The 26,341-nt window shown below is 67.7% G+C and carries 24 protein-coding genes and 1 pseudogene; 14 read left to right on the top strand and 11 right to left on the bottom strand.

The annotated features are described in order from the left end of the window. Positions 1 to 253 precede the first annotated feature (253 nt). Together ACFUJY_RS23285 and ACFUJY_RS23280 are read right to left on the bottom strand one after the other, a co-directional pair. Entirely contained in the window at positions 254 to 613 is a 360-nt protein-coding gene (locus ACFUJY_RS23285; RefSeq protein WP_383302699.1) for a hypothetical protein, read from the bottom strand. A 172-nt stretch (positions 614 to 785) separates the two neighbouring features. Further along, positions 786 to 1,649, bottom strand: a complete 864-nt coding sequence (locus tag ACFUJY_RS23280; RefSeq protein WP_383302697.1) for a hypothetical protein — start codon at positions 1,647 to 1,649, stop codon at positions 786 to 788. On the opposite strand from ACFUJY_RS23280, the gene ACFUJY_RS23275 reads away from it, so the two are divergent. From ACFUJY_RS23275 to ACFUJY_RS23245, 7 genes are all read left to right on the top strand, one after another. Continuing rightward, positions 1,615 to 2,643: a TnsA-like heteromeric transposase endonuclease subunit gene (locus ACFUJY_RS23275; RefSeq protein WP_383302694.1), complete on the top strand. Its 1,029-nt coding sequence runs from the start codon at positions 1,615 to 1,617 to the stop codon at positions 2,641 to 2,643. The genes ACFUJY_RS23280 and ACFUJY_RS23275 overlap by 35 nt on opposite strands. Continuing rightward, on the top strand, positions 2,640 to 4,739 hold the full coding sequence (locus ACFUJY_RS23270; protein WP_383302691.1) for a transposase: 2,100 nt from the start codon (positions 2,640 to 2,642) through the stop codon (positions 4,737 to 4,739). The genes ACFUJY_RS23275 and ACFUJY_RS23270 overlap by 4 nt, the downstream gene beginning before the upstream one ends. Next, positions 4,733 to 5,734, top strand: a complete 1,002-nt coding sequence (locus ACFUJY_RS23265; RefSeq protein WP_383302688.1) for a TniB family NTP-binding protein — start codon at positions 4,733 to 4,735, stop codon at positions 5,732 to 5,734. Before ACFUJY_RS23270 ends, ACFUJY_RS23265 begins: the two co-directional genes overlap by 7 nt. 1 nt (position 5,735) lies before the next feature. After that, a complete protein-coding gene (locus tag ACFUJY_RS23260; protein WP_383302685.1) occupies positions 5,736 to 6,881 on the top strand; it encodes a hypothetical protein in 1,146 nt (381 codons plus the stop codon). A gap of 528 nt (positions 6,882 to 7,409) precedes the next feature. Further along, complete coding sequence (locus ACFUJY_RS23255; protein ID WP_383302683.1) at positions 7,410 to 8,078, top strand: ABC-three component system protein; 669 nt, start codon at positions 7,410 to 7,412, stop codon at positions 8,076 to 8,078. Between the two features lie 21 nt (positions 8,079 to 8,099). Beyond that, positions 8,100 to 8,576, top strand: a complete 477-nt coding sequence (locus ACFUJY_RS23250) for a three component ABC system middle component (RefSeq protein WP_383302680.1) — start codon at positions 8,100 to 8,102, stop codon at positions 8,574 to 8,576. Positions 8,577 to 8,580: 4 nt separating this feature from the next. Further along, complete coding sequence (locus ACFUJY_RS23245) at positions 8,581 to 10,545, top strand: DUF3732 domain-containing protein (RefSeq protein WP_383302677.1); 1,965 nt, start codon at positions 8,581 to 8,583, stop codon at positions 10,543 to 10,545. Between the two features lie 489 nt (positions 10,546 to 11,034). Here ACFUJY_RS23245 and ACFUJY_RS23240 read toward each other — a convergent pair whose 3' ends face one another. Then, positions 11,035 to 11,778 (bottom strand): hypothetical protein, encoded by a 744-nt coding sequence (locus ACFUJY_RS23240; protein WP_383302675.1) that lies wholly within the window; start codon positions 11,776 to 11,778, stop codon positions 11,035 to 11,037. Positions 11,779 to 12,190: 412 nt separating this feature from the next. Here ACFUJY_RS23240 and ACFUJY_RS23235 point away from each other — a divergent pair, with 412 nt between their 5' ends. Together ACFUJY_RS23235 and ACFUJY_RS23230 are read left to right on the top strand one after the other, a co-directional pair. Then, a complete protein-coding gene (locus ACFUJY_RS23235) occupies positions 12,191 to 12,616 on the top strand; it encodes a DUF4357 domain-containing protein (RefSeq protein ID WP_383302672.1) in 426 nt (141 codons plus the stop codon). A 29-nt stretch (positions 12,617 to 12,645) separates the two neighbouring features. Then, positions 12,646 to 15,303: a Helicase associated domain protein gene (locus ACFUJY_RS23230; protein ID WP_383302669.1), complete on the top strand. Its 2,658-nt coding sequence runs from the start codon at positions 12,646 to 12,648 to the stop codon at positions 15,301 to 15,303. 42 nt (positions 15,304 to 15,345) lie between these two features. On the opposite strand, the gene ACFUJY_RS23225 is transcribed toward ACFUJY_RS23230, so the two are convergent. Beyond that, a complete protein-coding gene (locus tag ACFUJY_RS23225; protein WP_383302666.1) occupies positions 15,346 to 16,353 on the bottom strand; it encodes a hypothetical protein in 1,008 nt (335 codons plus the stop codon). 152 nt (positions 16,354 to 16,505) lie between these two features. Continuing rightward, positions 16,506 to 16,766, bottom strand: coding sequence for a hypothetical protein (locus ACFUJY_RS23220; RefSeq protein WP_383302663.1), 261 nt, complete (start codon positions 16,764 to 16,766; stop codon positions 16,506 to 16,508). Between the two features lie 135 nt (positions 16,767 to 16,901). Between ACFUJY_RS23220 and ACFUJY_RS23215 the strand changes: the two genes are divergently transcribed. The 3 genes from ACFUJY_RS23215 to ACFUJY_RS23205 are packed head-to-tail and all read left to right on the top strand — an operon-like array spanning position 16,902 to position 20,852. Beyond that, positions 16,902 to 17,969, top strand: coding sequence for a tyrosine-type recombinase/integrase (locus tag ACFUJY_RS23215; RefSeq protein ID WP_383302740.1), 1,068 nt, complete (start codon positions 16,902 to 16,904; stop codon positions 17,967 to 17,969). 9 nt (positions 17,970 to 17,978) lie between these two features. Then, entirely contained in the window at positions 17,979 to 18,314 is a 336-nt protein-coding gene (locus ACFUJY_RS23210; RefSeq protein WP_383302660.1) for a helix-turn-helix domain-containing protein, read from the top strand. A gap of 6 nt (positions 18,315 to 18,320) precedes the next feature. After that, entirely contained in the window at positions 18,321 to 20,852 is a 2,532-nt protein-coding gene (locus tag ACFUJY_RS23205) for a hypothetical protein (RefSeq protein ID WP_383302657.1), read from the top strand. A 92-nt stretch (positions 20,853 to 20,944) separates the two neighbouring features. Here ACFUJY_RS23205 and ACFUJY_RS23200 read toward each other — a convergent pair whose 3' ends face one another. From ACFUJY_RS23200 to ACFUJY_RS23185, 4 genes are read right to left on the bottom strand one after another with little or no spacing between them, the layout of a single operon-like run. Beyond that, the gene (locus tag ACFUJY_RS23200; protein ID WP_383302655.1) at positions 20,945 to 21,226 is read right to left on the bottom strand and encodes an HIT family protein; all 282 of its coding nucleotides are present in this window, start codon (positions 21,224 to 21,226) and stop codon (positions 20,945 to 20,947) included. 1 nt (position 21,227) lies between these two features. Further along, on the bottom strand, positions 21,228 to 21,731 hold the full coding sequence (locus tag ACFUJY_RS23195) for a hypothetical protein (protein ID WP_383302652.1): 504 nt from the start codon (positions 21,729 to 21,731) through the stop codon (positions 21,228 to 21,230). Positions 21,732 to 21,761: 30 nt separating this feature from the next. Next, positions 21,762 to 22,289 carry a hypothetical protein gene (locus ACFUJY_RS23190; RefSeq protein WP_383302650.1) on the bottom strand — a complete coding sequence of 176 codons (528 nt, stop codon included), beginning with the start codon at positions 22,287 to 22,289 and terminating at the stop codon, positions 21,762 to 21,764. Positions 22,290 to 22,304: 15 nt separating this feature from the next. Beyond that, positions 22,305 to 22,814, bottom strand: a complete 510-nt coding sequence (locus ACFUJY_RS23185) for a replication-relaxation family protein (RefSeq protein ID WP_383302647.1) — start codon at positions 22,812 to 22,814, stop codon at positions 22,305 to 22,307. A gap of 51 nt (positions 22,815 to 22,865) precedes the next feature. Here ACFUJY_RS23185 and ACFUJY_RS23180 point away from each other — a divergent pair, with 51 nt between their 5' ends. After that, complete coding sequence (locus tag ACFUJY_RS23180) at positions 22,866 to 23,084, top strand: hypothetical protein (protein WP_383302646.1); 219 nt, start codon at positions 22,866 to 22,868, stop codon at positions 23,082 to 23,084. A gap of 119 nt (positions 23,085 to 23,203) precedes the next feature. Here ACFUJY_RS23180 and ACFUJY_RS23175 read toward each other — a convergent pair whose 3' ends face one another. Both ACFUJY_RS23175 and ACFUJY_RS23170 read right to left on the bottom strand, forming a co-directional pair. Then, positions 23,204 to 24,208: a sigma-70 family RNA polymerase sigma factor gene (locus tag ACFUJY_RS23175; RefSeq protein WP_383302644.1), complete on the bottom strand. Its 1,005-nt coding sequence runs from the start codon at positions 24,206 to 24,208 to the stop codon at positions 23,204 to 23,206. Between the two features lie 459 nt (positions 24,209 to 24,667). After that, on the bottom strand, positions 24,668 to 24,892 hold the full coding sequence (locus tag ACFUJY_RS23170) for a hypothetical protein (RefSeq protein ID WP_383302641.1): 225 nt from the start codon (positions 24,890 to 24,892) through the stop codon (positions 24,668 to 24,670). 65 nt (positions 24,893 to 24,957) lie between these two features. On the opposite strand from ACFUJY_RS23170, the pseudogene ACFUJY_RS23165 reads away from it, so the two are divergent. Then, a pseudogene (locus ACFUJY_RS23165) lies at positions 24,958 to 25,599 on the top strand (helicase); the annotation flags it as partial. Positions 25,600 to 26,341: the final 742 nt, after the last annotated feature.

Below are 26,341 nucleotides of genomic sequence, written 5' to 3'. Positions count from 1 at the left end.
GTCCCACAGCGCTGCGCGCTGTGCCAACGAACCGCCTCGCTGCGCTCGGCTGGCTCGGCTTCGCCGAGCCAGAGCCGGCCCTTCGGGCCGGTGTCCTGCGCTGCGCTCCGGACGGTTCGGGGGCTCCGCTTCGCTCTGCCCCCGAACGGCCTGCTCTGCAGGCCTGGGTGACCCCGTTTCACGGGGTCTGGGCCTTCGGCCCATTGGGCGGGTCCGCTTCGCTCCCCCGCCCGGGGCCCTTCCGGCTTCGCCTTCAGGGCAAGCCCGCTCCGCGGGCGCTGGCAACAAGGACCTGGCCCGGGCGTGGTCTGTTCGTGCTACCGCGGGGCGCCTCCGCCCTCAGACCCAGTACCCGCCGCAGCCACAGGGCTGAGGCTCCTCGTTCGGTGCCCCAGCTCGCGATGAACCGTCCGGGTGTGAGCCCGAGGTCGAAGACGGATGTGAACGTCGAGATCATGCAGAAGGCAATCGCGCCGTCGCGGTCAGCTGGATCGTTGATCCGAACTTCCAAGTCGTCTCTCAGCCAGGTGAGCATCTCCAGCGTGGACGCCCCGCCGATCGCCCTCCGGCGCAGCTCCCGCTCGATCTCCTGCTGTCCAGCGCCCCGGCTCATACCCCATCCTTCGAAGAGACCAACCGCAAAGCTATGCTTCAAAATTTAGCCTGGATTGATACAGGAACTGATGGCATGGTGCGTTCCTCGGTCCCTGCAAGCCACGCTGCCGACGGCCAGTGAACCTTGTCGTGCGGATGAATCGCACCGGGGGTACCGGGTCTGGGCTCGGTCACTCGGCTTCGTCATCGAAGTCGTAGGGCGGGATGGCCCATCGCAGCACCATCTCCCCCGCCTTATCGGCTTCGAGCGTGACCGGATACACCTGGCCGGCGACCCGCTCACCGCGGTGCCTCATCGAGTGGTCACCCTGGTCCCATTCGATACCCAGCACCTGGCAGCCACCGACATCGATCGCACCCACACGAAGCGGATGGTGCCACCCGGCCCGCTGGAAACGGTGGACATCGGTGTGCTCGTCGACGGAAACCATGAGGCCTTTTCCATGGAGGCGGTCGCGCCAGGCTTCGAGTTCGGCCGCACGCGCGGCCGCCTCTGCCACCGGGAGGTCCAGCCACCCGTGTGGCCCGTCAACGCCGTACTGGGCGATCCGCTCACCACCGAACTGCGCATGTGCGTCGTCCGCGTACAGGCCCCAGTAGAAGACATCGGCGAGCCCGTCGGCCGGCTCGTCGTCCCATCCCCTCCACACATCCAGGCCCACCGCGTCGCCGACAACCATGCCGCACCGATCGACGGGCAGGTCCCCGAGCCAGACCGGTACCGCCCGGCCCGCGGTGTCGGGCCACGGAAGCCCAAGACCGATCTCCAGGGTCGCAATCGTCGGCTCACGGTCGAACGGAGACGGCGAGGTACTCGCCCGCACCATCAAAGCCCGGTCAGCGGCCGCCGGAACCGCGACCGCCTCGCACAACCCTTCACGAAGATGGCCCCCGCCCTTCGCCGTGGCCGCCCTGGCGCGCTCGGACAGCGGCAGACCCAGCTCCCGCCACTGATCGATCCAACCGGCCATACCAAGCACCAGCACACCCGACGGCGCAATGACTTTCCCCAGGCCGGCGAAGATCTCAGACATGCGCCGATTGTGCCTCCCCCTTGTGACAACGATCCGCGCACGAGGTTGGTGGCTGTCTCCGCTCCGCTCTGCCGGGCCCGTAGGACGAGGCATTAGCAGAGTCGAGAGTTGTCTTCGGGCTGTTCAGACCGACCTTCACTGCATCGTGTGGCTCGCTGTACCTGCGCACTGCGCAGGTACAGCGAGCCGTTCTTCAATGGGCGGAAGGGCGGCTTGCGTGCGGTGGGCCACTGGGGTCGGTGGAGGGGGCGAGATGCATCCGCGCCATGTGGACGTGCGGTTCGTCGGGCCGGACGGGGTCCTGCTCCGGAAGCCGTGGCGAACGGCCATCGGGGAGCTGCGCCTCATGGAATGCCCGATGGTGCGTGGATTCCCGCTGCGGCGCGGGCGGCGGTTGGCTCCAGGGTGGTGGTGGTCAGCGACCACCAGCCGTCTGGTGGGGTACGGGAGCGCGGCTATGCGGGACGCGGTCATGATGTTGGATCAGGATCCGCAGGTGGCAGGCATGGTGAGCCGTCCCGTGGAGTTCGTGTGGAATGAGCGGGGCCGCATTGTCACCCACGCCCCCGACCTGGCCGTGGCCGAGGCCGGCGGGGGCATTCGTCTTGTGGACTGCCCCGGGAGCGGCGGACCATCCGCGCGGCTCATCGGCCGGGCGCGGGTGGTCGAAGCGTGGGCTCGGGAGGCGGGCTGGGAGCACCAGTTCGCGGACACCGCAGATCCGGTCGTCCTGGCCAATGGGCGCTGGCTGTCGGTTTACCGGCATCCTCGGTGCTCGGTGGCTATCCCCACTGCCCGGCTCCGCGGGGCGTTCGCGCAACCCACGACGCTGGGCGAGGGTGCGCTCCGGCTCGGGGACCCGATCGCGACGCTGCCGGCCGTCTACCACGGGCTCTGGAACGGCCTGCTGAGCATGGCCTGGAGCCGTCCCCTGAGCGAGGAAACCCTCGTGAGCGCTGTGCCGGCCGGGCGACGGAAGCAGGCGGAGCGGTGAAGCGTCCGGCAGGCGTCGTCGAAGTCGGGGACCGGATCCGGTTCGACGGTGGCATCCATGTCCTGGCCGGGCTGGACGGGCCGCGCTGTCGGCTGGTCGCCGAGGAGGGCACGGGGGTGCAAGTTCTGCTGCTCACCCAGATACTCGGTGCGCAGGATTTCGCCGTCCTGGACGCCAGTCGGCCGGGGCGGTCGCGGGTCCCGGTACACGGCCCGCTGGACAGCCTTGACCCCCCGGTCCGTGAGAAGGCCCTGGCCTGGGAGCGGCACATCCTGGAAGTCGAGACCGGCCACATCGGCTCCCGTCGGGACTGGCTGCCCCGGCCCGGGTACGACCCGGCCGTGTACGGGCTCGCCGAGCGGGAGGCGGCCAAGGCCGCCGAGCTGACCGCGGCCGGGGAACAGGTCAGCGTGGCCACCGTGCGCCGGATGCGGGCCCGCTACCGCGAGCAGGGGGTATGGGGTCTCGTCGACGGCCGGCTGAAACGGGAGCGGTCTGTGTTCGGGCGTGCGGATCCGCGCGTGGTCGCCGCGATCAAGCGGGTGCTGGAGGAGCAGCAGGGCCGCTCGACGGGGACGCTGAGCCGGTTGCGGCGCCAGGTGGGGTGGTTGTTGGAAGACACTCATGGGCCCGGGGTGGTGGCGGTGCCGCCGGTATCCACGTTCAACCGGCTGGTGCGGTCCGTCGCCGAGCAGGAACAGCTCGCGTTGACGGCCGCCGGCCAGCGGCGGCGCGCGTCCCGGCCGGTGCCGGTGTTCACTCCGACGGTCGCGACGCTGCCGGGGGAAATGGTGATGATGGACAGCACCCTGTTGGACGTGATGGTCGTGTGTGAGGACGGACAGGCGCGCCGGCCGGAGCTGACGATGGCGGTGGACGTGGCCACCAGCAGCATCACCGCGGCCGTCCTGCGTCCGAAAGGCACCAAGGCAGTGGACGCGGCCGTGCTCCTGGCGCAGACCCTGGTGCCGCAGCCGATGCGGCCCGACTGGCCCGAGTACCTGTCGATGGCCGCTTCCGTCATCCCCTACACGCGGCTCGTCTCCATCGACGCCCGCATGCAGGGGGCGGCGGCCAGGCCGGTGATCCGGCCCTCGACCGTGGTGATCGATCAGGGCAAGGTGTTCGTCTCCCGCTGCTTCCTCGCCGCCGCCGAGCACCTGGGCATCACAGTCCAACCCTGCCCCCCGGCGTCCGGGCACGCCAAGGGGCATGTGGAGCGGGGCTTCGGGGCCGTCGGCACGCTGTTCACGCAGTACGTCGCCGGCTACACCGGAACCCACCTCGCGGCGCGCGGCAGCAGCGTGGAGGACGAGGCGTGCTGGACGCTGCCCCAGCTGCAGGACCTGCTGGACGAGTGGATCGTCTGCGGGTGGCAGGAACGCCGCCACGAGCGGCTACGGCACCCGCTCATGCCTCGCCTGACACTCACCCCCAACGAGATGTGGGCCGCGCTCACCTGCATTGCCGGACACGTACCCGTCCCCCTGAACGGAGCGGACTGGATCGAACTGCTCCCCTCCCGGCGCTGCGCGATCTCAGACGAAGGCATTCGATTCGAGCACCGCACCTACGACGGGCCCGCACTCAACGGACACCGGCACGCCTCCACCGCCGCGGACGGCAAATGGGAGGTCCACCACAACCCCTACGAGCCGTGGCGGTGCTGGGTCAGACTCCCCCAGGGCTGGGAACAGGTTGCCTGGATCCACCAGGGTCTGGTGTCCCAGCCCTTCACCGACTCCACCTGGCGACACATCCGCAGCGTGGTCACACGACGTACGGACCGGGCCGGACACGAAGAACACCTCGCCCGCCGCCTCGACGAACTCCTGCGGCGCGCCCACACCGGACACGCAGATGCCAAGAGCTCCAGCAGGGCCAGCACCACCGCCGATAGCGCCGGCGTCCCGGGCCGGCGCGTGGGAGCCAAGCGCACACGGCGAAGGAAGGCGGACAGGGACATGCCGGACAGTCCCGGCGGGCAGCTCCCGCCCGTGGACGAGGACACGGGCACCACCTCGAACACCGCGGGTGCCCCGTCGGCCGGGGCCTGGAATATCTTCGACGCGCACCAGGAGGCACAGCAGTGGTGACGGCCCATGGCCAGGAGACGGACAACGATCCGTACGCGTCACCGACGACCTGGCGCGAGTGGACGCGGTTCGTCGACACCGATCCTCCGTGCCTGCCCGGGACCGGCCCGTGGAGCGCCGAGGAACGTCTGGACTACCACTCCCGATTCGTGATCCTGTCCACCCTCATCATGGCCAAGATCTCCCTCACCCTGCGCCGGCTGATGATCCTCAACCGGGGGCACAACGGCACGGCCCGCCGGGGACTGCTGATCTCCGGGCCGCCGACCACGGGCAAGACGACCACCCTGCAGCAGCTCGGCCGGTCCTTCCACCTCGCCGACCGGGCCCGCCACAACAGCCCCGACGAGCGACTGCCGGTGGTCTTCCTGTCCGTGCCGCCCGCCGCGACCCCGAAGATGCTCGTGTCCGAACTGGCCCGGTTCCTTGACCTGCCCGTCGGCAAGACGATGAACCAAGCGCGGATCACCGACATCGTCTGCGGTGCCCTGCGTGATCTGGCGACCCAGCTCGTCCTCGTCGACGACGTCCACCTGCTCAACACCCGCACCCGCATCGGTGCCGAAACCTCCGACCAGATGAAGCACCTCAGCGAACGCATCCCCGCGACCTTCGTCTACGCCGGCGTCGCCATCGAGGCATCCCCGCTCCTGACGGGAAGCCGTGGCGCGCAGCTAGCCGGGCGGTTCAAGATGGTGCGCAACCCGCCCCTGGCGTACGGCAGCACCGCGCAGCGCACCGCCTGGGAAGGCCTGGTCCGCGGCATGGACCAAGCCCTACGCCTCCAAGCACACCGCCCCGAGGCCCTCACCCGGCACGCCGCCTACCTCCACCAGCGCACCGGCGGCAGGATCGGAAGCCTGTCCGCGCTCGTACGAGAAGCCGCCATCGCTGCCATCCTCGACGGCACCGAGAAGATCACCAAGCAGCTCCTCGACGAGATCGACCTCGATGAACTCGCCGAACAGAACACCCGTCCCGCTCCCCGGGCCTGACATGCCGCGCCGACATCACCCCGCACCGCGCGCCAGCATTTGGCGCCTGGCCCCCCTCCAGTGGGAAACAACCGTCTCCTATCTTCAGCGTCTTGCCCGCCGCCATCACCTGGACACGGCAGAACTGCTCCACGGCCTCGGAATCCACCAGCCGATCCTTCATCCCGAATGCACCAAGCCCTACGGCCCCTACACCAGCATCGAGCTCTACCTCAACGCCCCCAGCCGCAGCCTGATCTCCGCGTTCGCCGGCATCCCGGACGAACACCTCGCCCACGCACTCCCCGAATGGAACCGCTACCGCGACAAGCCCGACCCACAGTCCCCCCGCGCCCGGCTCCGGCTCGCCTCCGCGTACGCCGTCACGGGCTGCCGCCACTGCACCCTCGCCCGCACCGGCCACACCCACCCCGTCCCCCAGTACCTGCCCGACACCCACCTCGTCTGCCGCCGACACCGCACCTGGATACTCGGCCGCCACACCCTCACCGGCACCCGACTGCCCGTTGAACACGCCGACCTCACACGGACCCCCGAAATCCTCGCCGCCCACCGCACCCACATCCGCTTCCTCCGACGCTGGGGCGCAGCCGCCGACCACGCCCTCGCCCAGGCCATGAACCTCACCGAGACCTGGCGGCGCACCGCACCGGCAGAAGAACGCATCTGGCCCGCACGCGCCCGCCGCATCGGCCACAACAAGCGCGCCCGCCTGTGGTACGCCCTCGCCCGCGAAGCGATCACCTACCCCGAGACCATCACCCTCGCCCAGTTCCTCGCCCAACACCCACGCGCACTCCACGTCCTCGAACGCCCCGGGCGCATCCATCCCCTCCACACCGCCGTCGCCGCCCTCCTGGGCCGACCCTGGCTCGAAAACCCAGCCCTGTACCCAGACCAGTTCGGCAACCGCATCAGCTACACACCCGGCCGCCACCCCTACCCCCGCAGCCGGTGGCCCTACCGACACAATCCCTACGACCCAGGCCCCACCGAACTCACCAAACTCGGCTACCAACCACCCCGCGGGCAGGCCCGATCACGTGAGCAGGCAGGCCAAAAGAACAGGAAAACAGCCCGGAGGCCGAACCCCAGACCAGGCTCTGAACCTCAACCTATTCGACGGAACTATGTTCGATTAGTGTGATGTCCTGGACAGTCCGAGATCGGAATCGGGAGACTGAGGGCATGGCGTCCTCCGCGCATGAGGCATCGGCTTCCGCCCTGGGCTACATCTTCCAGGCGCAGTTCGCCTTGCTCGAACTACTACGCGGTCAAGAGGAGCGTCCTGACGGGGCGATCAGCCTGGAACTCCACGACGACGTCGCGTGGGAGCAGGACGGCCGTCCCATCGATCTGCTGCAGGTCAAGCACCACATCCGCAGCGTGCGCACTCTCGGCGACAAGGACGACGACGTCTGGCGGACCATCCAGTCCTGGATGGACACCCACGCCCCCGGAGACGAGAACGGCCCCTCACTGACCCTGGTCACCACCCAACGAGCCCGCCCAGGCACCGCCATGGCCGCGCTCAAGGCACCCGCTCCGGCACCCGCCGAGGCCCTCAAGCTGCTGACCACTGCAGCCAAGGAATCGACGGCCAAAGAAACAAACGACGCGCGAGCATCGTTCTTGAATCTTCCCCCCCGCGCAGCGCGCCGTCTTCGTACGCAGGATGCGGGTCATCGACAGCACACCGTCCATCGACGACGTCGACGCACAGGTACGGGTGAAGCTCAGGGCCGCACTTCCGGACGGGCACGCCGACTCCTTCATGAAGCAGCTGTGGGCGTGGTGGTACGAGCAGACCGTGGAGATGTTGCAGAAGCGGCACACCAGCGTCTCCGTGAACCGCCTGATGCAGCGCATCAGCCGCATCCGGGACGACTACACCTCCGACCGACTGCCCACGCTGGTGGAACGCGAGGACTTCCCTGCGGAGGCGGAGGCCGAGCTCTTCGATGCGCGCTTCGTCCACCAACTCCGTTGGGTAGGCGCCGGCCGCCAGCTGAACAAGGCGATGGTGGACTACTACCGCGCCTACACCCAGACGGTCGCCTGGCTCGAAGACGACCTGGTGGGCCTCGACGAGCTGGCACGGTTCGAGGGCAACCTCTCCGACGAGTGGCGGCGGGAGTTCGACTGGATGCTCGACGACCTGCCCGACGACGCCAGCGACCGTGAGCAGGAACAGGCAGGCAAGGCTCTGCTGCGCAAGACCCTGGACCAGACCCGCTACCGCATCCGCGAGGCTTACGACGAGGCGTTCTTCGCCCGCGGCAAGCACCACGACTGGCCGACCGCGGCCATATCGGTTGGCACCCCGACTTCGAGGCACGTGTGAAGGAACTGATCAAGGCCGCCCGTGCCTAGCTGGACACAGCGGCCGCAGGCCAGCGCCGCCTTCCTCAACCCTGCCCTCATGGCCGCCATTGCCGCTACTGCGGCACGCGACTACGAGCAGGCAGCCTCCGGCCGGCTGATGCCATGGCCTATGGCCTTCGTCGTGGCACCGCTGGTTCTGCACCGGCCTACAAGGCGGGCGCTCCCCGCTACGACGCGCACCCACCTGACGAACTGGGTGGCAGACCACCCGGCCCTCGTCGCAGGCCTTGCCCCACGCAGCAGTTCGCTGGGCCCAGCCATACGAGAAGGCCTGCGCTTCGGCATCCGGCATCGGGTGATCGCCATCGAGAACGGCTGCCTCAGAGGAACCGTCGCGAGGTCGCGTACCGAGGGCGAACTCGCCGAGCTCATCAAAGCCGCTTCTCTGATAGGCCGCTGGACCGCGAAGTCCGACAACCCTTCCACCGTATTTGCGCTGCTGGGCGTGAGACCCTGAGCGGGTGCAGATCCGGTCGATCATCCTCTACAGCAAGAGCGGCGAGAAGCGCGTCCTGAACTTCCGGCTCGGCGAGCTGAACATCGTCACTGGCACCTCCGAGACAGGCAAGAGCGCACTACTCGACATCGTCGACTACTGCCTTGGCCGAGACGAGGCCACCCTCCCGGTCAGCCCGATCTTCAATACCGTCGCCTGGTACGCGGTCATCCTGCAGCTGGCCGATACACGGATCCTCGCCGCGCGGCCAGCGCCCGGCCCGGCAGCCAAGTCCGTCACCACCGCCATGATCGAGGTCGGCAGTGACCTCGGCATCCCGGAGCTGTCGGAACTGCGCCTCAACACCGACTCGACACAGCTGCGCCAGCAGATCGGACGCCGCATCGGCATCGGAGACACCCGAAGCGAAACCGCAGCCGGGAGCCTGGCCGCCCCCCTCAGCGCGAACCTGGGCCACGCCGTCCTGCTCTGCCTGCAAAACCAGGACGAAGTCGCCTCCAAGAAGATCCTGTTCCACCGCCAGAACGACCGCGACATCGCCAACAGTCTCAAAGCCACGATCCCGTACTTCCTCGGCGCGGTCCCGGAGGATCAGGCGACACTCCAGCAGCAGCTCCTCCAGGCCAAACGCGCCCAGCGCAGTGCGGAGAACCGCCTCAAAGCCGCCCAGGAAGCGAACCAGGCAGTCGAATCACAGCTGCAGTCCCTCCTGGGCGAAGCCCGAGTCCACGGGCTCCTCGCCGACGACTCCTTCAGCAGCGCGGACAGGGACATGGTCATCGAGGCACTCCGGCAGGCCTCCTCCTTCCGCCCGGCCCGGCCCGGCGCAGACGAGGAGCAGCGCAGGCAGGAACTCCTCCTCAGCGAACAGTCCGCGGCCCTGCGCCGACAGCTGCGCTCACTGGCCGAAGAGCGCCAGCTCCTGAACGATCTGGAATCCCAGGCCGCCGGCTACAGCGGGGCCGTCACCCGCGGGATGTCCCGCCTGTCCGCACTCAGCCTCGTGCCCGACGGCTTCCCCGGCGAACACAGCTGTCCCCTGTGCGGAAACGAGCTGGCCGAACCCGACCCGACCGTCGCCGCCATGCACACCACCCTCGAAGACCTCCGCGGTCAGCTCGACAGCGTGCGGGCAGTGCAGCCCCGCCGCGAGCAGGCCCTGCGCGAGATCGAACAGGTCTCGGCACGTCTACGCGAAGAGCTCCGCGGCATCGAGGGCGCCCTCAGCGTCATCGCCGAACAGCGCTCCGAGCAAGCCGGCCTCCTCGGACAAGCCGAAGCTCAGGCCTACACCCGCGGCAGGATCAGCGCGTACCTCAGCCAGATCAGCACCACAACCGACAACGGCCACCTCCAGCGCCTGCAAGCGGATGCCGCGATGGCACAGCAGCTCGTCCAAGGCCTCGAAGAACAGCTCGACAACGACGCCGTCGACGAAAAGCTCACCCACAGCCTCGGCTACGTCAGCGGCAAGATGACCAGCCACGCCAGATTCCTGAACCTCGAACACGGCGGCGGACTCGTCCGACTGAACCTCAAGAAACCCACCGTCGTCACCGACGCCCCCGCCGGCAGCACCGAACTGCTCCGCATCGGCAGTGGCAAGAACCACGTCGGCTACCACCTGGCCGCCCACCTCGCCCTCCACCAGTACTTCACCGCGAACAGCCGGCCCGTACCCCGCTTCCTCATGCTCGACCAGCCGACCCAGCCCTACTACCCCTCCGACATGGCCAAAGCCCGAGGACGGCTCGAAGACCTCGCCCTGGACGAAGACCGCGAGACGGTCACCCGCCTCTTCCAACTCATGCACCAGGTCGTCGCCGAACTCGCCCCCGAATTCCAGATCATCGTCAGCGACCACGCCGACCTGCCCCACACCTGGTACCAGGCATCCGTCCGCTACAACTGGCGCAACGGCGAAAAACTCATCCCCACCACCTGGCTCGACACCAACCCCACCCCGTAACCGCCGCCATATACCAGGGATCACGGAACCTGCGCAGTACTCAACCAACCTGCACAGGAAAGCCCGGAGCCAAAAACACCCCAAGTCAAACGGCTACCGCACCCAAAAACTGCGCAGCTTCAGTGAGCCACCCGGCAGACATCCCGCTCAACCAACCTGCACAACCCCAGGTCAGAAGCACGACCACTACGCAGATTCACTAAACCGCGACAACTCCTTTTGATGAAAGGTGAGCGCCCAAGTTATGCCGCCCAGGCGGGCGAGGAATCACGAATTGAGCGGCTTCGGGCCTCAGCCACAGAACGGTACCTCGGATATGGGAAAGCATGGCACTATGTACTGTTGGCTGAACATAGGACACCCCCCAAACGCCCGGGCGTGGCGCAGATTTTGAGACGGAATCTGGTCCAGCTGAGGTCCGGGCGAATTCCCAATTCGTGATTCCTCGCCCACGCGGTGGGTCTGAGTATCGGTGCTGAGGCGGGGCAGTCAGGCCCTCCGCTTTTTCGCCCACGTCCGGACCGGGTGCATAGAGTTCAGCTCGTCAGCAGGTGTGGGTGTAGGTGGCGGCCAGTGGAACGCCTCGGTAGGGGGCCACAACCTCAGCTGCTGTCCGTTCTCCCCGTATCGGGCGATCTCGTAGCCCGGGTCCAGGCGCAGTGAGGTGAACTGCACGGCAAGGGCGCCGGTGCGCAGGATGACCGAGTAGCCGTTGCTCTTCCCGCCGAGCCTTCGGCCGTGGAAGTTCCCCCACTCGTGCTGGTGCTCGTCGCTGGGCGGTTCGACGTACAGGGCTCGGGCTGTCGTGCGACGCATGGACGGCTGGCCGTGACGGTGCAGCTGGAGGTAGTCAGCGCGAGGAATCATCGTCAGGTCGTCAAGCACGCTCGACTGCACCGTCATCATCGACGTCTTCATCGCCCACGTGGCGAGGGCGATCTGCTCGTCGGGGCCAAGCGTCACGGGCCGGCCGAGCATCACGTGGTACAGGAACGGCTGCACCTTCTGCTCAACGCCAGACATCCAGACGTTGTTGCAGGTGGAGCAGACGCATTTGACGGTGGCGGTGGCGAACAGTTCGGGGATCTGCCGGTACTCGCCCTGCTTCGTGCGTATGGTGCGGGTGCCGCCTGCCCTCACGAATGCCTCGGGGGCTTGGCGCCGCAGCCACTGCGGAAGCACGTGCTCACGGCTGCCTGCCATCCCCTCGCAGAACACACACGTGTTGGCCATTTCGACTCCCCTTGGGGCTCTGGATGAGGGGGGGAAGCCTATCGAGGGTGCCCCGGAGGATGGGGAGTATTTCGGTGCAGGGGCGTGCGCGCTGGGCACGGCCCCAGCCCGTCGCGCTGGAGGTCACGCTCGGCAGACGGCAGGAGCTCCGATCCACGCGACGCACCCCGCCGGCCTCGCCCAGCTCCTTGAAGAGCTTTCGTAGATGGGGCCGGTAGCAGCCGGGTCAGACTGGCGACCGGAGGCCGAAAGCACGCTGCATCGCACCCCGGGCCGGCCGCGCAAGCTCGGCAGTGGCCGACATGACAGCAGCGTCCCGAACTGGCACCACTCCTTGATTCTTTGGCTTTCAGTTGTTAAGTTCTTCTGGGTCACTCAATCGTGAAGCCAATGTCAGCGTTAGGGAGCGTTCATGCCCACAGTCAGCCTTCACTTCGATCCGTCCGTCTTCGCGCATCTCGCGCGTGCTACGGGCAACGACACCGTCCACCTGACCCTTTCCCTGGGCGGAGGCGACGAGCCGACTAAAGCCGCATCTGGTCCGGTCGTCCCTCACGGCCCGCTCGCTGACCTCCTGAAGGCCGGCCTGCTCAACGCGGGCACCGAGCTCACCTTCTATCAGCGACGCGCCAATCGCAGGGGACGGGCCGTCGTCACCGCCGAGGGGCAGCTCATCGTCGACGGACACGCCTCTCCCTTCCCCTCCCCATCAAAAGCGGCTGAAGCGATCACCGGCAACGTGATCAACGGCTGGACGCTGTGGCACCTGCCTGCCCCTGACGAGCGCACACTGGACGACCTCCGACGTGAACTCCGGCGGAACAACCCGCAGCACTGACTCGTATCGCACCCGAGGGGAGGACGTCCGTGTCCGTCATCAAGCTTCGCGAGCACCAGGTGGCCCAGAAGGCGGCCTTCCGGAAGTGGGTGGGATTCCCCGCGAAAGCGTCCGTGCCGCAGCAGGGGGCCCGGGGCACGATCGTGTCCGCGACCGGTTCGGGGAAGACGATCACGGCCGCCGCGTGCGCGCTGGGGTCGTTCGTGGACGGCCGGATCCTCGTGACGGTGCCGACCCTGGACCTGCTCGCGCAGACCGCCCAGGCGTGGCGGACGGTGGGTCACCGGGCCCCGATGGTCGCAGTGTGCTCGCTGGAGAACGACACGGTCCTGAACGAGCTCGGGGTGCGCACCACCACGAACCCGATCCAGCTGGCCCTGTGGGCGGGGCACGGGCCGGTCGTCGTGTTCGCCACGTACGCCTCCCTGGTGGACCGCGAAGACGTCGACGCTCCCGAGGGCCAGAGGAAAGTTCGCGGGCCGCTGGAGGCCGCTCTGGAAGGCGGGGAGCGCCTGTACGGCCACCGCATGGACGGCTTCGACCTCGCCATCGTGGATGAGGCCCACTCAACCGCTGGTGATCTTGGCCGTCCGTGGGCCGCGATCCACGACAACACCCGGATCCCCGCCGACTTCCGGCTCTACCTGACCGCGACCCCGCGCATCCTCGCCGCCCCCCGGCCGAGGAAGGGCGAGGACGGCCAGGAGGCGGAGATCGCGACGATGTCGGACGACCCGGAAGGGCTCTACGGCGCGTGGCTCGCGGAGCTCGGGCTGTCGGAGGCGATCGAGCGGGAGATCCTCGCCGGGTTCGAGATCGACGTCCTGGAGATCCGCGACCCCTCCCCCGTCATCGGCGAGACCGAGGAGGCGCGGCGGGGCCGGCGCCTGGCCCTGTTGCAGACCGCGCTCCTGGAGCACGCCGCCGCCTACAACCTGCGTACGGTCATGACCTTCCACCAGAAGGTCGAAGAGGCCCGCGCGTTCGCGGACAAGCTGCCGGAGACGGCAGCCGAGCTGTACGTCAACGACGCGTCCGACGCCGACCTGGCCGCTGCGGACAAGCTGCCGAAGTCCTCCATCGACGCGGAGTTCTACGAGCTGGAGGCCGGCCGCCACGTCCCGCCGGACCGGGTGTGGTCGGCGTGGCTGTGCGGCGATCACCTCGTCAGCGAGCGGCGTGAGGTCCTGCGCCAGTTCGCCAACGGCATCGACGCGGCCGGGCGCCGGGTGCACCGCGCCTTCCTCGCCAGCGTACGCGTCCTCGGAGAGGGCGTGGACATCACCGGCGAGCGGGGAGTCGACTCGATCTGCTTCGCCGATACCCGCGGCTCCCAGGTCGAGATCGTGCAGAACATCGGCCGGGCGCTCCGGCTCAACCGCGACGGCTCCACCAAGGTGGCCAGAATCATCGTGCCGGTGTTCCTGGAGCCCGGCGAGGATCCGACGGACATGGTCGCCAGCGCCAGCTTCAAGCCGCTCGTAGCCGTCCTCCAGGGCCTGCGTTCGCATGACGAACGTCTGGTCGAGCAGCTCGCCTCCAGGGCGCTCACGAGCGGGAAGCGCAAGGTGCACGTCCGGCGTGACGAGGAGGGGCGGATCGTCGGGGCCGGCGGCGAGGACCAGGAGGAGGACGACGACACCCAGGCCGCCGCCGAAGCCGCCCTGCTGCAGTTCTCCAGCCCGCGCGACGCGGCGACGATCGCGGCGTTCCTGCGGACCCGGGTGTACCGGCCGGAGTCGCTGGTGTGGCTGGAGGGCTACCAGGCCCTGCTGCGCTGGCGGAAGGAGAACGAGATCACCGGCCTCTACGCCGTGCCCTACGACGTCGACGTCGAAGTCGGGGCGACGAAGGCGTTTCCGCTTGGCCGCTGGGTGCATCAGCAGAGGAAGGCGCTGCGGTCCGGTGAGCTGGAGGAACGCCGCAAGACGCTGCTGAACGCCCCGGAAGCCGGGATGGTGTGGGAGCCCGGCGAGGAGGCGTGGGAGGGCAAACTCGCAGCGCTCCGCTCCTACCGGCGGGCCACCGGCCACCTCGCACCCCGGCAAGACGCGGTGTGGGGGGAGGGCGAGGCGATGGTGCCCATCGGGCAGCACCTCGCCAATCTGCGCCGCAAGGGCGGCCTCGGGAAGGACCCGCAGCGGGCCGCCGTCCGCGCGCAGCAGCTCACCGAGATCGACCCGGACTGGGACTGCCCGTGGCCGCTGAACTGGCAGCGGCACTACCGCGTCCTCGCCGACCTGGTCGACGCCGACGGCGTCCTGCCACCCATCGCGCCCGGCGTCACGTTCGACGGTGACGACATCGGCAAGTGGCTCCAGCAGCAGAAGCAGCCGGCCATCTGGGCCCGGCTCCTGCCCGAACAGCAGGAGCGGCTGACCGCGCTGGGGCTCAAGCCGCTTGAGGGGCCTTCTGCCGCCCCGGCCGCCAAGGGCGCGGCGAAGGGCCAGGGCAAGGCGCAGCAGGCGTTCCAGCGAGGCCTGGCGGCGCTCGCGCAGTGGGTGGAGCGGGAAGGCGCGGAGCGGCCGGTGCCAAGGGGCCACAGCGAAGAGATCACGGTCGACAGCGAGACGGAGCCGGTGGCGGTGAAGCTGGGCGTGTGGGTCTCGAACACCAAGGCCCGGCGGGACAAGCTCGGCCAGGAGCAACTGGACGCGCTGCGGGACCTGGGCATGGAGTGGGCGTAACAGCCGAGGGTGTGGGCCGGTGGAAGCCTCCGGCCCACACGTCTAATTGGCCACGTGCGTGGCGTCGCCCGGGAGGGCATGCAGGCTCAGGATCTCACCGCAGATGATGTACGTGTTCAGAGCACACAGGTTCGCCGTCTCGAAGGCAACGGCGGCGTGGACACCCTTGTTGGTCATCGTGTCCACAGCTACGAACCGATCGTAGAGCCCTGCGATCATGGCGTCGGTTAGCTTGTTGCTGGACTTGCTTTCGACTGCCCTCTTGGTGAACTCGAACAGTCGGTTGCGGTGACGGGCATCGTCGAGGATGTGGCCCGTGGCCGCCGGCTGGTCCTGCGGCGGGAGTACGTGGTCGACAACGTTCTTGAGAATGCGACGGCAGGTCGTGATCGCCTGCGACAGCTCTTCTGCGGCATTACGATTCGGGGAGGTCTCGGCAGCTTCCTGGAGCCTGCGGTAGACCGCGTTGAACTGCTGCAGGAGCTCCGGAACGCCATCGGAGAGCAGCCTGTCGACCTTGGTTCGATAGCCAGCGAAGATCGACTCATTGATGCTGGTGTAGCCGAAGCGGCGCTCCCAGGAGCAGAGAAGAGCGAATGCCAGGTGACGCGTCTTTGCAACGATTCGTGCCGTGCGTTCCCTGGACGCCAGATCGCTCCCGTAGTCGATTCGCTCGCCATCCGCTTTGAGGTCACGCAGCTCCTCGTCCCAGAACTCGATCTCCGTCAGCGAGTGGGCGACCACCCGATCTTGACCATCATCCGCCTTGAACGCGCGGTCATTCATGTACTGCTTGAGAGCCTCCTCGGCCGGCCCCGTTCCAGAGCCCCAGGAGGAAGGGTCCGCCATCAGCATGCGGGAAATCTCGCCGTTGGTCTGGCGGTCACCTCCCTGAGGGCGCAGTTCCAGAGAAAGGCGAATCGCATGCCTGGTGTCGCCGGCCAGGTTGGCAATGCGCACCGCACGCCGAACGGAAACGTCCAGGGGCTTGTCGTCGAACTCGTCCAGCGCCTGGCGTACGAGACCGAGGATGTGATCGCTTGATGTCATGGCAGAACTGTAGAAAGTGGGCGCCTCTGCCCGCACTGACTTATCTGCGTCCAGGGCGCGCTGCGGACCGTCGCACGGGACTTGAGATGCTCGTAGGAGAGCCGTCCCGCCGGTAGCCGTCCCGAACCCGCCCTTGCGGGCAGCTTGGGAACTCACCCTTCGGCAAGGGCGGCGCGCAGACGTTCCCCCAAGGCCGCTGCTTCCGCGTTCGTGTAAGACAGCACGCCGTTCTCGGTCATCAGGGCGTGGAACTGTTGTTCCCTGTACGGCGTTCCTGGGGGCAGGCCGGCGATGTGCCAGTGAAGGTGCGCGTTGCCCTGCTGGCTGCCCAGGGACAGCAGGTAGGTGAACCCGGGGGAATTGCATCGGATGCAAGATGCGTAGTCGTCCGACCTGGTGACCCGCACTGTCATCCTCGCCCACGATCCACGCATCATAAGCCTCTCACCTGCCGCTTTGCCTAAGAGATTGCATCTGATGCATGATTCACGCACCGAATGGAAGGGGTACCGGTGGCGCGCGGTGAGCGGGGCGACGGCAACGCCCGGATGGTCTTGGTTGACGGCGTCGCCCTGTTGCATCCGCAGGACGCGGTCTTCGATGCCATGCTCGAGGGCTGGGCCCGACAGCAGCGAGGTGGCCGGCATCTGCAGCCGAAGACGATCAGTGACCGTCAGGCGATCGTGCGTCGGTTCCTGGAGATCACCAACGGGTACCCATGGACGTGGACGGCCGCTCACCTCGATGAGTGGATGGCCGACCTGGTCTCCACAGAGGCGTTCGCGGCCTCGACGATCCGCAACTACCAGACGGCGATCCGTCTGTTCTGCGACTACATCACGTCGCCGTACTACGAGTGGCCGGACGTCTGCGAGACGCGGTTCGGGACCCACCCTGTCCAGATCTGCCACGAGTGGAACACCCTCGCCCATCTCGCCGACTACGAAGGCGGCCCCAACCGACGGCCGATGACCCGCGAGGAGTGCCAGGCCCTGTTCGACCACGCTGACGAGCGCGTCGACCGAGCCATACGCCTCGGCCGCAAGGGCGCCCTCGCCGCCTACCGGGACGCCACCGTCTTCAAGACGATCTACGGCTGGGGTCTGCGCTGCCAGGAGGTCTCCCGGCTGGACATGACCGACTTCTACAAGAACCCGAAGGCTCCCGAGCTGGGCCGCTTCGGCTCGCTGCACGTCCGCTGGGGCAAGCGATCCAAAGGATCGCCGCCCCGGCGCCGGATGGTGTTGAGCGTGATGCCGTGGGCGGTGGAGTCGTTGGAGGACTACGTCGTTAACCTGCGGCCCCGCTACCGGGCCAGCGCAACGGCACCCGTATGGCTGACTGAACGGGGTGGCCGACTGCAACCACGGGAGATCGAGGACCGGTTCGCCGAGTACCGTGACGAGCTCGGGATGGACAAGGACCTGACGCCGCATGGCCTGCGTCACTCCTACGTCACCCACCTGATCGAGGACGGGGCGGACCCCAAGTTCGTCCAGGACCAGGTCGGGCACCGGTTCGCCTCCACGACCGCCATCTACACCGGCGTCAGCGGCGACTTCATGAACACGATGATGCGCAAGGTCTTGGACCGCGCGCTCACCTCGGCCCAATAGGGAGACGATGTGCCGGCGAAGCTGGACTACCGATGGCATCTTCGCGAGGTCATGGCGACCCGCGGCATGTTCTCCACGACCGACCTGCGGCCGTTGCTGGCCCAGCGCGGCATCGAGCTGTCCCCCAGCCAGACCTACCGCCTGGTCGTGGAGACGCCGGAACGACTGAGCCTGAAGACCCTGATGGCTCTGCTGGACATCCTGCAGTGCTCCATGGAGGACCTGATCGAGCCCGTGGCGGCAGCCGGCGTCCAGCACCGCAAGACGGCCGTCGGCGAGACCGCTGGCACCGAGTCGAATCTCGGCGACCTGCGGCCGAAGCGAGCCCGCATCACCTCGGAGTAGCAACCAGTGCATGATCCCCTTGCCGACATTCCGCTGGCGATCCGCGAGCCAGTCCGTGTGATCCAGGACGTCGTACGCGCGGTCGACCCCCACGTGGGAGATGCCGCCGTCCTGGAAGCCCTCGACCTCATGGCCCGCCAGAAGGCGGTCCGGCGACGGCTCGCTACCGCTCTCGAAAGTGACCCCGGCCTCCTCGACTCCGGTCGGCCGGAAGGACCACCGACGGTCGAGAAGTTCATCCGAGCCCTTCAGGCCCGAGGAGCCACCCGGGTGCTCCTGCCGCGATGCGCACGCTGCCAGAAGCAGCACCGGCTTGTGGGAACCGATGGGAAGCTGCGGATCTGCGGATCGTGCCTCAACAAGCGGGACATGCAGCCGTGCACCAGCTGCGGCCGCACCCTGCCCGTCGCCAACCGGGACCGGCACGGGCAACCACGATGCGTGAACTGCCCGCCCGTGGATGAAGGCGACCCGCTGGACGCCATCTGGACCGTGCTCGCCAGCGTCGAGCACGGGCTGTCGCGCCAGGAAGTCGACGGCGCCGTTCGGGACGTCGCCAAGATGGCCGGCCACCAGCGGAAGCTGGCCTGGGCATTGGAGAACAACCCCGCCCTGCTGACGGGTGACGGCTCCGACGCCGTAGGTGTCCCGCCGCAGGTCGTCAGGCTGACGGCAGCCCTCCTCGAGAGAGGAGCCCGCAACATCGTGAAGCCGTGCTGCCCGTTCTGCGGCAAGAGTGAGCCGCTGAACTACAGCCACGAGGGAAAGCGCTGCTGCCGCTACTGCTACCACGTCTTCCGGGCAGACACGTGCTCGCGCTGTGGTGAGCGGCGGCGAGTAGCCACCCGCTTTCCGGACGGCGGCCCGCTCTGCAACCCCTGTCTGCAGGCCGATCCACTCAATCACGACCCGTGCACCAGCTGCGGCCGGACGAGCCTGATCATCCGCAGCACTGGTGACCAGAGACTGTGCCGTCGCTGTTACCGCGGACCGATCGCCGTCTGTGCATTCTGCGGCCAGACCAGGCCGTGCTCCTTCACTGACACCGAGAGCCCGCGGTGCGAGGCGAGCTACACCAAGTCCCGTACCCCGCAGTCGTGTTCGCGATGCCACAACGTCAGACAGGTCGCTCGGCGCATGCCCGACGGCCAGCCGGTCTGCGGTGGCTGCAGCCAAGTCCCCGAGCCCTGTGCAGGCTGCGGAAAGATGACGGCGGTCCGGGGCAGGTCCACTACCGGCGAGGGCTTCTGCCAACGGTGCTATGCACGGCACCCCGATGCCCAGCGAACCTGCGTCCAGTGCGGCACCCTCGAACGCCTCTATCACCACGGTCTCTGCCATGCGTGCGCTCTTCGGCGACGCGTTGAGGCCCTGCTGGCCGATGAAACTGGTGCCGTGCGGTCCGAGGCTGTCCCTGTCGCTGAATGCCTCTACAACAACGATCACCGCCGCATGCTGAAGTGGCTTCGCGCGCCGAGCACGCAGAACCTCCTCCGGGCACTGGCCCTCGCTTCCGGCCCGCTGACGCACTCGATCCTCGATGGCCTCAAACCGTTCGGGGCAGTGCGGCATCTGCGGGCCGCGTTGGTCATCGAGGGCGCCCTGCCTCCGCGCGACGAGCAGATCGCACGCCTCGAGGTGTGGATCGCCCGGCACACTGCTCGGATCGAAGATCCCACCGAACGACAGGCCGTCCGCGGATTCGCCGCATGGCACCACCTTCGTCGACTCCGCCGAGAAGCCGAGAAGGGGCCAATCAGTCCAGGTCAAGCCGACCTCGTCCGCCGTGACGTCCGAGGCGCCATCAAGCTCCTCGCCCATCTCCGAGAGCACGGGACGTCCCTGTCCTCCAGCACCCAGCACGACATAGACAACTGGCTCGCTGAGGGCGGCGCATCCGCTCACCACGCCCGTGGCTTCCTCCTCTGGGCTGTCCGCCGGAAGCACGCCAGTGGCGTGGTGATCCCGGCTCCTGAACCCACTACGTCGATGGAGCTGGTCGAAGAAGATCAACGATGGTCCTTCATCCAACGGCTCATCCACGATGAGGAATTGGAGGTTTCGACCCGGGTTGCCGGGCTCCTGCTGCTGCTGTTCGCCCAGCCGTTGACTCGCATCTCGCGGCTCAGGACCGACGACGTGGTCCGCAAGGGCACCACCGTCAAGCTGCGGTTGGGCAGAGTTCCAACGGAGCTGCCACCGCCGTTGGACGGCCTGGTGCTGGAGCTGGTCGACAAGCGGCACGGGTACTCCGTCCTCGGCCGGACCAACGACCATCCGTGGCTCATCCCCGGCAGCGGTGCCGGTCAGCCCATCGGGGCGGCCCAGCTCGGTGTCCTGCTCAAGCGGTTGGGCATCCGAGCCCGGCCGGCTCGAAACTCGGCTCTAATGGACATCGCCGCTGAACTCCCTGCGGCGGCCCTCAACCGCCTTCTCGGCCTCCACATCAACTCCGCGACCCGTTGGACCCGAGATGCTGGGAGCCCGCGGGCGGGCTATGCGGCCGAGTTGGCTCGGCGAAGCCGTGCCGACACCTGAACCATTCCGCAGGTTGCAATAGCCGGACCTACCAATACGCTCGGGTGCGAAGACCGCTTCCACCGCGAGCGCCACCTTGCGGACCACGGACATCAGCGCGAGATAGGCGGGCTCCTCAAGGTCGCGGACGGCGCGTGCTCTATGTGGGTCTTGGGAGCCACGAGCACCTTTCCCGGCACGGTGGGATACCGGTCGAGAAAGGCGATGTGCTGGTCGTCCTCGTACACCGTCACGTGCCCGGGCTCACCCGCCACGAACGCACAGATGAAGCATGGCCCGTTACGCACCCTGGCCTCGTACGCGTCCAGGTCCATGGGGCGCCGATCCGCTGCCACAAGGCTCTCCTCTTCGGTCTGGTCGCCGGGCGTCAGCACGTCAGACGATGGCGTGGTCCAGCAAAGCCCACATCCGATCCAGCTGCCCGTGCTCGATCGCTGTACCCGGATCCTGCGCGAGCAGGCGTGCCGCCCCTGCGACCAGCGAGGCCACCGCCACCAGCCGGATCTGCTGATCCGCAGTGAGCCACGGCGCGTCCTGGACCACGCACGGCACGGCGAGCAGAGCGCTGCGCGTCACTTCGTCGACGCCGCCCGTGCCGTCGATCATCACGCCGGAGGGGTCCATGCGGTCGCACTCCTCCGGGGCAAGGGAGGCCGTCGCCGTCTCGATCGCCTCCGGCAGCTCCCCAGCGAGCCAGGCGCCGACCGGGCAGGCAGTCGGCGCACCGGGCAGGCAGTCGGCGCACCGGGCAAGGAGCGAACCCACGCGGCTGCCCGGCGGCCCGGCAGCCGCGGCGGCGGCCAGGGCCTCCTCCTCGCCCTCCCACAGCTCGGACGGAACAGGTTCAGGAGACCTGGCGGGCAGGTGAGAGGTCGTCACCCTCCTCTAACCGCTGGAAGAAGTCATAGGTCACCAGCGACGGTGGTGGAGTGTCTGGGCGAGCTGCACGGCGACGAGGGCGCGGCGCTTGCACCGGTCGCAGAGCGTGGGGTGGGTGTCTGCCGGAGTTCCCCAGTCGGTGGCCTGGGTCGTCTTCCACCGTTCGTCGGTGAACTTCGTCCCGCAGCGCGCACGCGCCGGGCGCTGCGCTTCCCGCTCCGCGGCGCGTTGTTCGGTCTCCTGGCGCTCGCGCTCCTGGGCCGCGCGCTCGCGGGCCCGCTGCTGGGCCCAGTGGCGTTCCAGGGCGGCCTGGCGGCGGGGGTTACCGATCGCGTCGAACAGCGTCTGCGGACCGGGACGGCCGAAGCGACGGAAGACCTGACCATGCGGACCGTACTCCCGGAGGTCGGCCAGGGTGGTCGTGATGACGGGGATCTTCTTGTCGTAGTGGTGGAAGTCCTCCTCGTAGTCCTTGGTCCCGGCCCACAGGTGCCGGGTGAGAGCAGCCAGGCGCGCGATGGTGCGCTCGGGGTTGCGGGCACCGAGCGGGTTGAACACGAACAGCACCGGCGGTTAGGGGTTCTCAAGCCCCGTGCCGGGTGGGGTGGTCCAGCGGGTGCGCCACATCGGCTGCGCCTTGCCCGCGGTGTCCTTCACCTTGCGGTGGTAGAAGCGGGCGTACTTCTCCAGCTTGTCCGCGAGCTCCTCCGCGGTCTCGTGGCAGTTGTCGACCTCCACGAACAACAACGGGATGTCGTCCTGGGGTGCGGTGAGGACGATGTCGGCCTGGGCGCCGCCCCTGCCCGGCGTGCTCCAGGACCCGGCCACCGGCAACGCGACCTCGGTCCAGTACGAGCCGATGCTCCCCACCCCGCCCGGTGCATCGACGACGTCCTGGGCGGCCGCCCGTACTGCGGGCGGGTCGGTGGCGAGCTTGGCCAGGTCCGGCTTCGGGCGCAGCAGCGCGATAACGGTTTCGTTGACGGCCATCGGGTGGGTGGCGCCGGCGGCGCCCGCGCCGCGTGCGGTGGCGCCCATCTCGGACAGAGGGCGCTGGAGTTCGGTGGCGGCGCCGCCGGCCACCACGCCGAGCTAGAAGTCCGTGGCCCCGACGGCGACTGGCGCGCGGACGTGATGGCCTCCTCCCCAGACGGCACCGCACGGATGGCCTGGGAAGCACAGCTGTCCGCGATCACCGCCGAGGAGATCAAGGAGCGCACCGCGCGGTTCGCCAAGGACGGCGTCCGGGTGTGCTGGGTCGCCACCCGGCTGCGCCCCTGGGTCGGCGCCGTCCCGTCCGTCCACGCCCGGCCCTCGACCGAGGACGAAGCCCCTCATACAGTAGGTCCATAGAGACCAGGGGAGCAGAGACTCGGCCTGCATGACACCCCATGCAAACTTCTTTGGATCCCGGCCGAAGTCGTTCCGTGAGGGGATGGGCTGCGCGGGGGACCTGAGTACAGCGAGAAAGATCACTCGTCCTCGTCAGCGTGAAGCTTGGCTGGCCTGGGGGTGTCTGCCCCACTGCGACGGACCTCATGGACAGCGAGTCTGGTCCACGTCTGAATGTCTACGCCTCTGACCTCGTTCTCGTTGGACACGTGGGCCATGTAGGACCTGACCACCTGGATGGTTTCGGGTGTCACACTCAGTTGTCTGGCGAACTCTTCGTCCGTAGGTTCACGACCAAGGCTGCTGAGCGCGAGCGCGCCTCCATACCTCGTGGCTGCCTCCATCTCCCGGGCATACTGGGCCAGCTCTGCGATCATGCCGTCGTTTGTCCTACGGATTCTGGACCTGATGATCCACACCGCTCCCAACAGAACGCTCAGTGCCAGAACTGCCAAGGTCGTCGCCCATGGTGAGTACCCATCGAACTTTCGGACCGCTGCCCTGACATCGGTACTGCTGGCAGGCACGAGCCTCTCTCCTCCAAATGACGCGAAGCACGTGAAGAGAGCGAAGAGGAGACAGCTTGCCGTGCCGGTCAGCAAAATCGTGAGCGCGCGCGTGCCTCGCCTGATGTGCTGGGAGATCGTCCCCTTATGCAGGCCCGTGATGTCAGCGATCTCTGCATGCGTGTAGTCGAACCCCTTCGCCAGCATGACCATGCGCTGCTGTTGCTCGGGCAGTGTCAGAAGAGCGTTCTCAAGATCAAGGTAGTCCGCAGCCTCATCCTGTCCCACCTCTTCGAGAGCTGAGACGTGGATGAAGCGATTCTGATCAACGCTGTGATGGGACGTGTCGATGGGCTGAGCCACACCAATCCGCCGGCTCTCATCGCGGACCTTGTTCGAGATCACCTTGTACACGTAGCCGGCAAGGTTCTCGATCGACTGCTTTGAGTGGTTGGCGAGGGTGACGGTCATCGCCTCCTGTACCAAGTCCTCGGCTCCCAGCCTGGACTCAGGGATGTTCTCCTTCGCAAGGCAGCGGCGAGCGTGTGCAAGGAGGTCCTCGTGCTTCTCCGCAAACATCTCCCCGAATCCGTCGGCTGCACTTTGCGGTTCTTTAGCCACCGCTCCTCTTCCCCCGCTGCTTGCCCACTCCCCCGTCTTGGCTCAGAGCATGGACGACAGACCTGCTCTTACGCTGCGCGTTTGTCCTCTTCGCTCTGACGATCTCCGCCTGAGCAAAAGCGCGAGAACTGTCAGCCCACCCTTGAGCCCGGATCAAAGCAGCTTCCCCTTCCGCACGATGACGAGCTGCCACACTCTTGACCAGCTTCTTCACACACGGGGCCAGCACTGCAAGCACCAGCAGAACCACAAACTCCATCACCGCTCCTCCTTCCCCTCCTGTCAGCCCCGCTCTTCGGTGGCTGTTCCAGGTTCCTCAAGATGTGCAGGGGAGCCTCGGATCCGTTCGCATGACAACGCAGGCGAGCGGAAAGTGCGCCCCGATGAAGGCGCCCACGACCACGGTGTGCAGGACGGTCACCCAAGGCGGACCTGTTCGACGTCGTCGACGTACTGCCGCATCCGCGGACCGCTGCTCTCGCCGAGCAGGAGTTCGCCGGCGTCGGGGTCGACGGAGATGACGACCAGGGCGCGGTCCAGGGCGTGGAACTCGGTTTCGCTGGTGATGGAGTCCAGTTGCTTCGCGGCGGACTCGGAGAAGGTGATCTGGGCGCGGCGGCGCGGGCCGTACGGTGCGGGCATCAAGCGGCAGCCGCCGGCATCTCGGCACGGGTCCCAAGCCGCGGTAACCCGCCACCCCTGAGCTGCGAACAGCGGCCGAGCTGTACGCCATCGACACCTCCGCCGCCGACCTGACCGCCGCCGACAAACTCCCCGCATCCTCAATCGACGCGGAGTTCTACGAGCTGGAGACCGGCCGCCACGGCCCCCCGGACCGCGTCTGGTCCGCCTGGCTGAGCGGCGACCACCTCGTCACCGAACACCGTGAGGTCCTGCGCCAGTTCGCCAACGGCATCGACTCGGCTGGGCACCGGGTGCACCGCGCGTTCCTCGCCTCGGTGCGCGTCCTCGGAGAGGGCGTCGACATCGCCGGCACACGGGGAGTCGACTCGATCCGCTTCGCCGACACCCGCGGCTCCAAGGTCGAGATCGTCCAGAACATCGGCCGCGCCCTCCGCCTCAACCGCGACGGCAACACGAAGGTCGCCAGGATCATCGTCTCGGTGTTCCTAGAGCCCGACGAGGATCCGACCGACATGGTCGCCTCCTCCTCCTATGCCGGACTGGTCGCTGTGCTCCAGCGCCTACGCTCGCATGGCGAACGTCTGGTGGAGCAGCTCGCCTCCCGCGCGCTCACCAGCGGACAGCCCACCATCCACGTCCAACGCGACGCGTACGGACGCATCGTCGGCGACGGCAGCGAAAGCGACGGTGATGACCAGGAGCACGAGCAGATCCCTGAGGATGCCCTATCAGGTCCGGAACTCACACTGTTCGTCAAGGAACGAGAGCGCGGCCCCGGTTACGTCGCAGACTTCCTCTATAAGGCAGCTGATCTTCCGGTCACCGTGCACGGCATCCTGGCGAACCAAGGAACTGGCCTCGGAGTGATCGAACTCGAGCTCTGGCGGCCAGAATGGGGTTATTGGGACGACTGGGGAGACTTCGTCGGCCCTCCGGACGAGGATGCGGCGGTAGCAGTGTCCCCGCCGATCACCAGTAACCTGTTGCGCCGTATCCCGCTGGGTCAGATCGTCGCCCGGGCCCAAACCGAGCTGGCCGACAAGTCATGGAAAGATGAAGGCGTCACGGTCTTGGGCCGCCCTCGGGCCGCGGGACCGGGTCTCGCACCATCGTTCCTGCGGGCCCTGGAGAACGCGAACGCCAGCTCGCGCAGTCGGCGCAGCGCGGGCGGCCCCCGCTCGACGGTGAGCTCCTGCACGCCGTGGCCCATGCCTATCTCCGTGAAGCCGTTAACGGTCCTGGCCTCCATCGCCGCCTGGCCGGCCCATTCAATCGGCCGGAACCGACGATCAAGGACTGGATCAAAGCAGCTCGGGACCGCGGCTACCTCTCCCCCGCCGTCCCAGGCCGCCGGGTCGCCGCCCCCGGCCCGCTCCTCACTGACCCCGAGAACGGGTTGTTTACACCACCGGCCTGACCTTTCCCACCGCCATGAACGCGCAGCGG

The organism is Streptomyces sp. NPDC057249 (genome assembly GCF_042669245.1).
Lineage (GTDB): Bacteria > Actinomycetota > Actinomycetes > Streptomycetales > Streptomycetaceae > Streptomyces.
Note: the sequence above shows the minus strand (reverse complement) of the source record. Positions and strands in the feature narration are given on the sequence as shown.

What these genes read in the sequence shown, in the direction of transcription:
- ACFUJY_RS23285 (WP_383302699.1), bottom strand. Translation starts at nt 613, where the DNA reads ATGAGCCGGGGCGCTGGACAGCAGGAGATCGAGCGGGAGCTGCGCCGG.
- ACFUJY_RS23275 (WP_383302694.1), top strand. Translation starts at nt 1,615, where the DNA reads ATGACTTTCCCCAGGCCGGCGAAGATCTCAGACATGCGCCGATTGTGC.
- ACFUJY_RS23280 (WP_383302697.1), bottom strand. Translation starts at nt 1,649, where the DNA reads ATGTCTGAGATCTTCGCCGGCCTGGGGAAAGTCATTGCGCCGTCGGGT.
- ACFUJY_RS23260 (WP_383302685.1), top strand. Translation starts at nt 5,736, where the DNA reads ATGCCGCGCCGACATCACCCCGCACCGCGCGCCAGCATTTGGCGCCTG.
- ACFUJY_RS23255 (WP_383302683.1), top strand. Translation starts at nt 7,410, where the DNA reads ATGCGGGTCATCGACAGCACACCGTCCATCGACGACGTCGACGCACAG.
- ACFUJY_RS23240 (WP_383302675.1), bottom strand. Translation starts at nt 11,778, where the DNA reads ATGGCCAACACGTGTGTGTTCTGCGAGGGGATGGCAGGCAGCCGTGAG.
- ACFUJY_RS23235 (WP_383302672.1), top strand. Translation starts at nt 12,191, where the DNA reads ATGCCCACAGTCAGCCTTCACTTCGATCCGTCCGTCTTCGCGCATCTC.
- ACFUJY_RS23225 (WP_383302666.1), bottom strand. Translation starts at nt 16,353, where the DNA reads ATGACATCAAGCGATCACATCCTCGGTCTCGTACGCCAGGCGCTGGAC.
- ACFUJY_RS23220 (WP_383302663.1), bottom strand. Translation starts at nt 16,766, where the DNA reads ATGACAGTGCGGGTCACCAGGTCGGACGACTACGCATCTTGCATCCGA.
- ACFUJY_RS23215 (WP_383302740.1), top strand. Translation starts at nt 16,902, where the DNA reads ATGGTCTTGGTTGACGGCGTCGCCCTGTTGCATCCGCAGGACGCGGTC.
- ACFUJY_RS23180 (WP_383302646.1), top strand. Translation starts at nt 22,866, where the DNA reads ATGGCCTCCTCCCCAGACGGCACCGCACGGATGGCCTGGGAAGCACAG.
- ACFUJY_RS23175 (WP_383302644.1), bottom strand. Translation starts at nt 24,208, where the DNA reads ATGTTTGCGGAGAAGCACGAGGACCTCCTTGCACACGCTCGCCGCTGC.
- ACFUJY_RS23170 (WP_383302641.1), bottom strand. Translation starts at nt 24,892, where the DNA reads ATGCCCGCACCGTACGGCCCGCGCCGCCGCGCCCAGATCACCTTCTCC.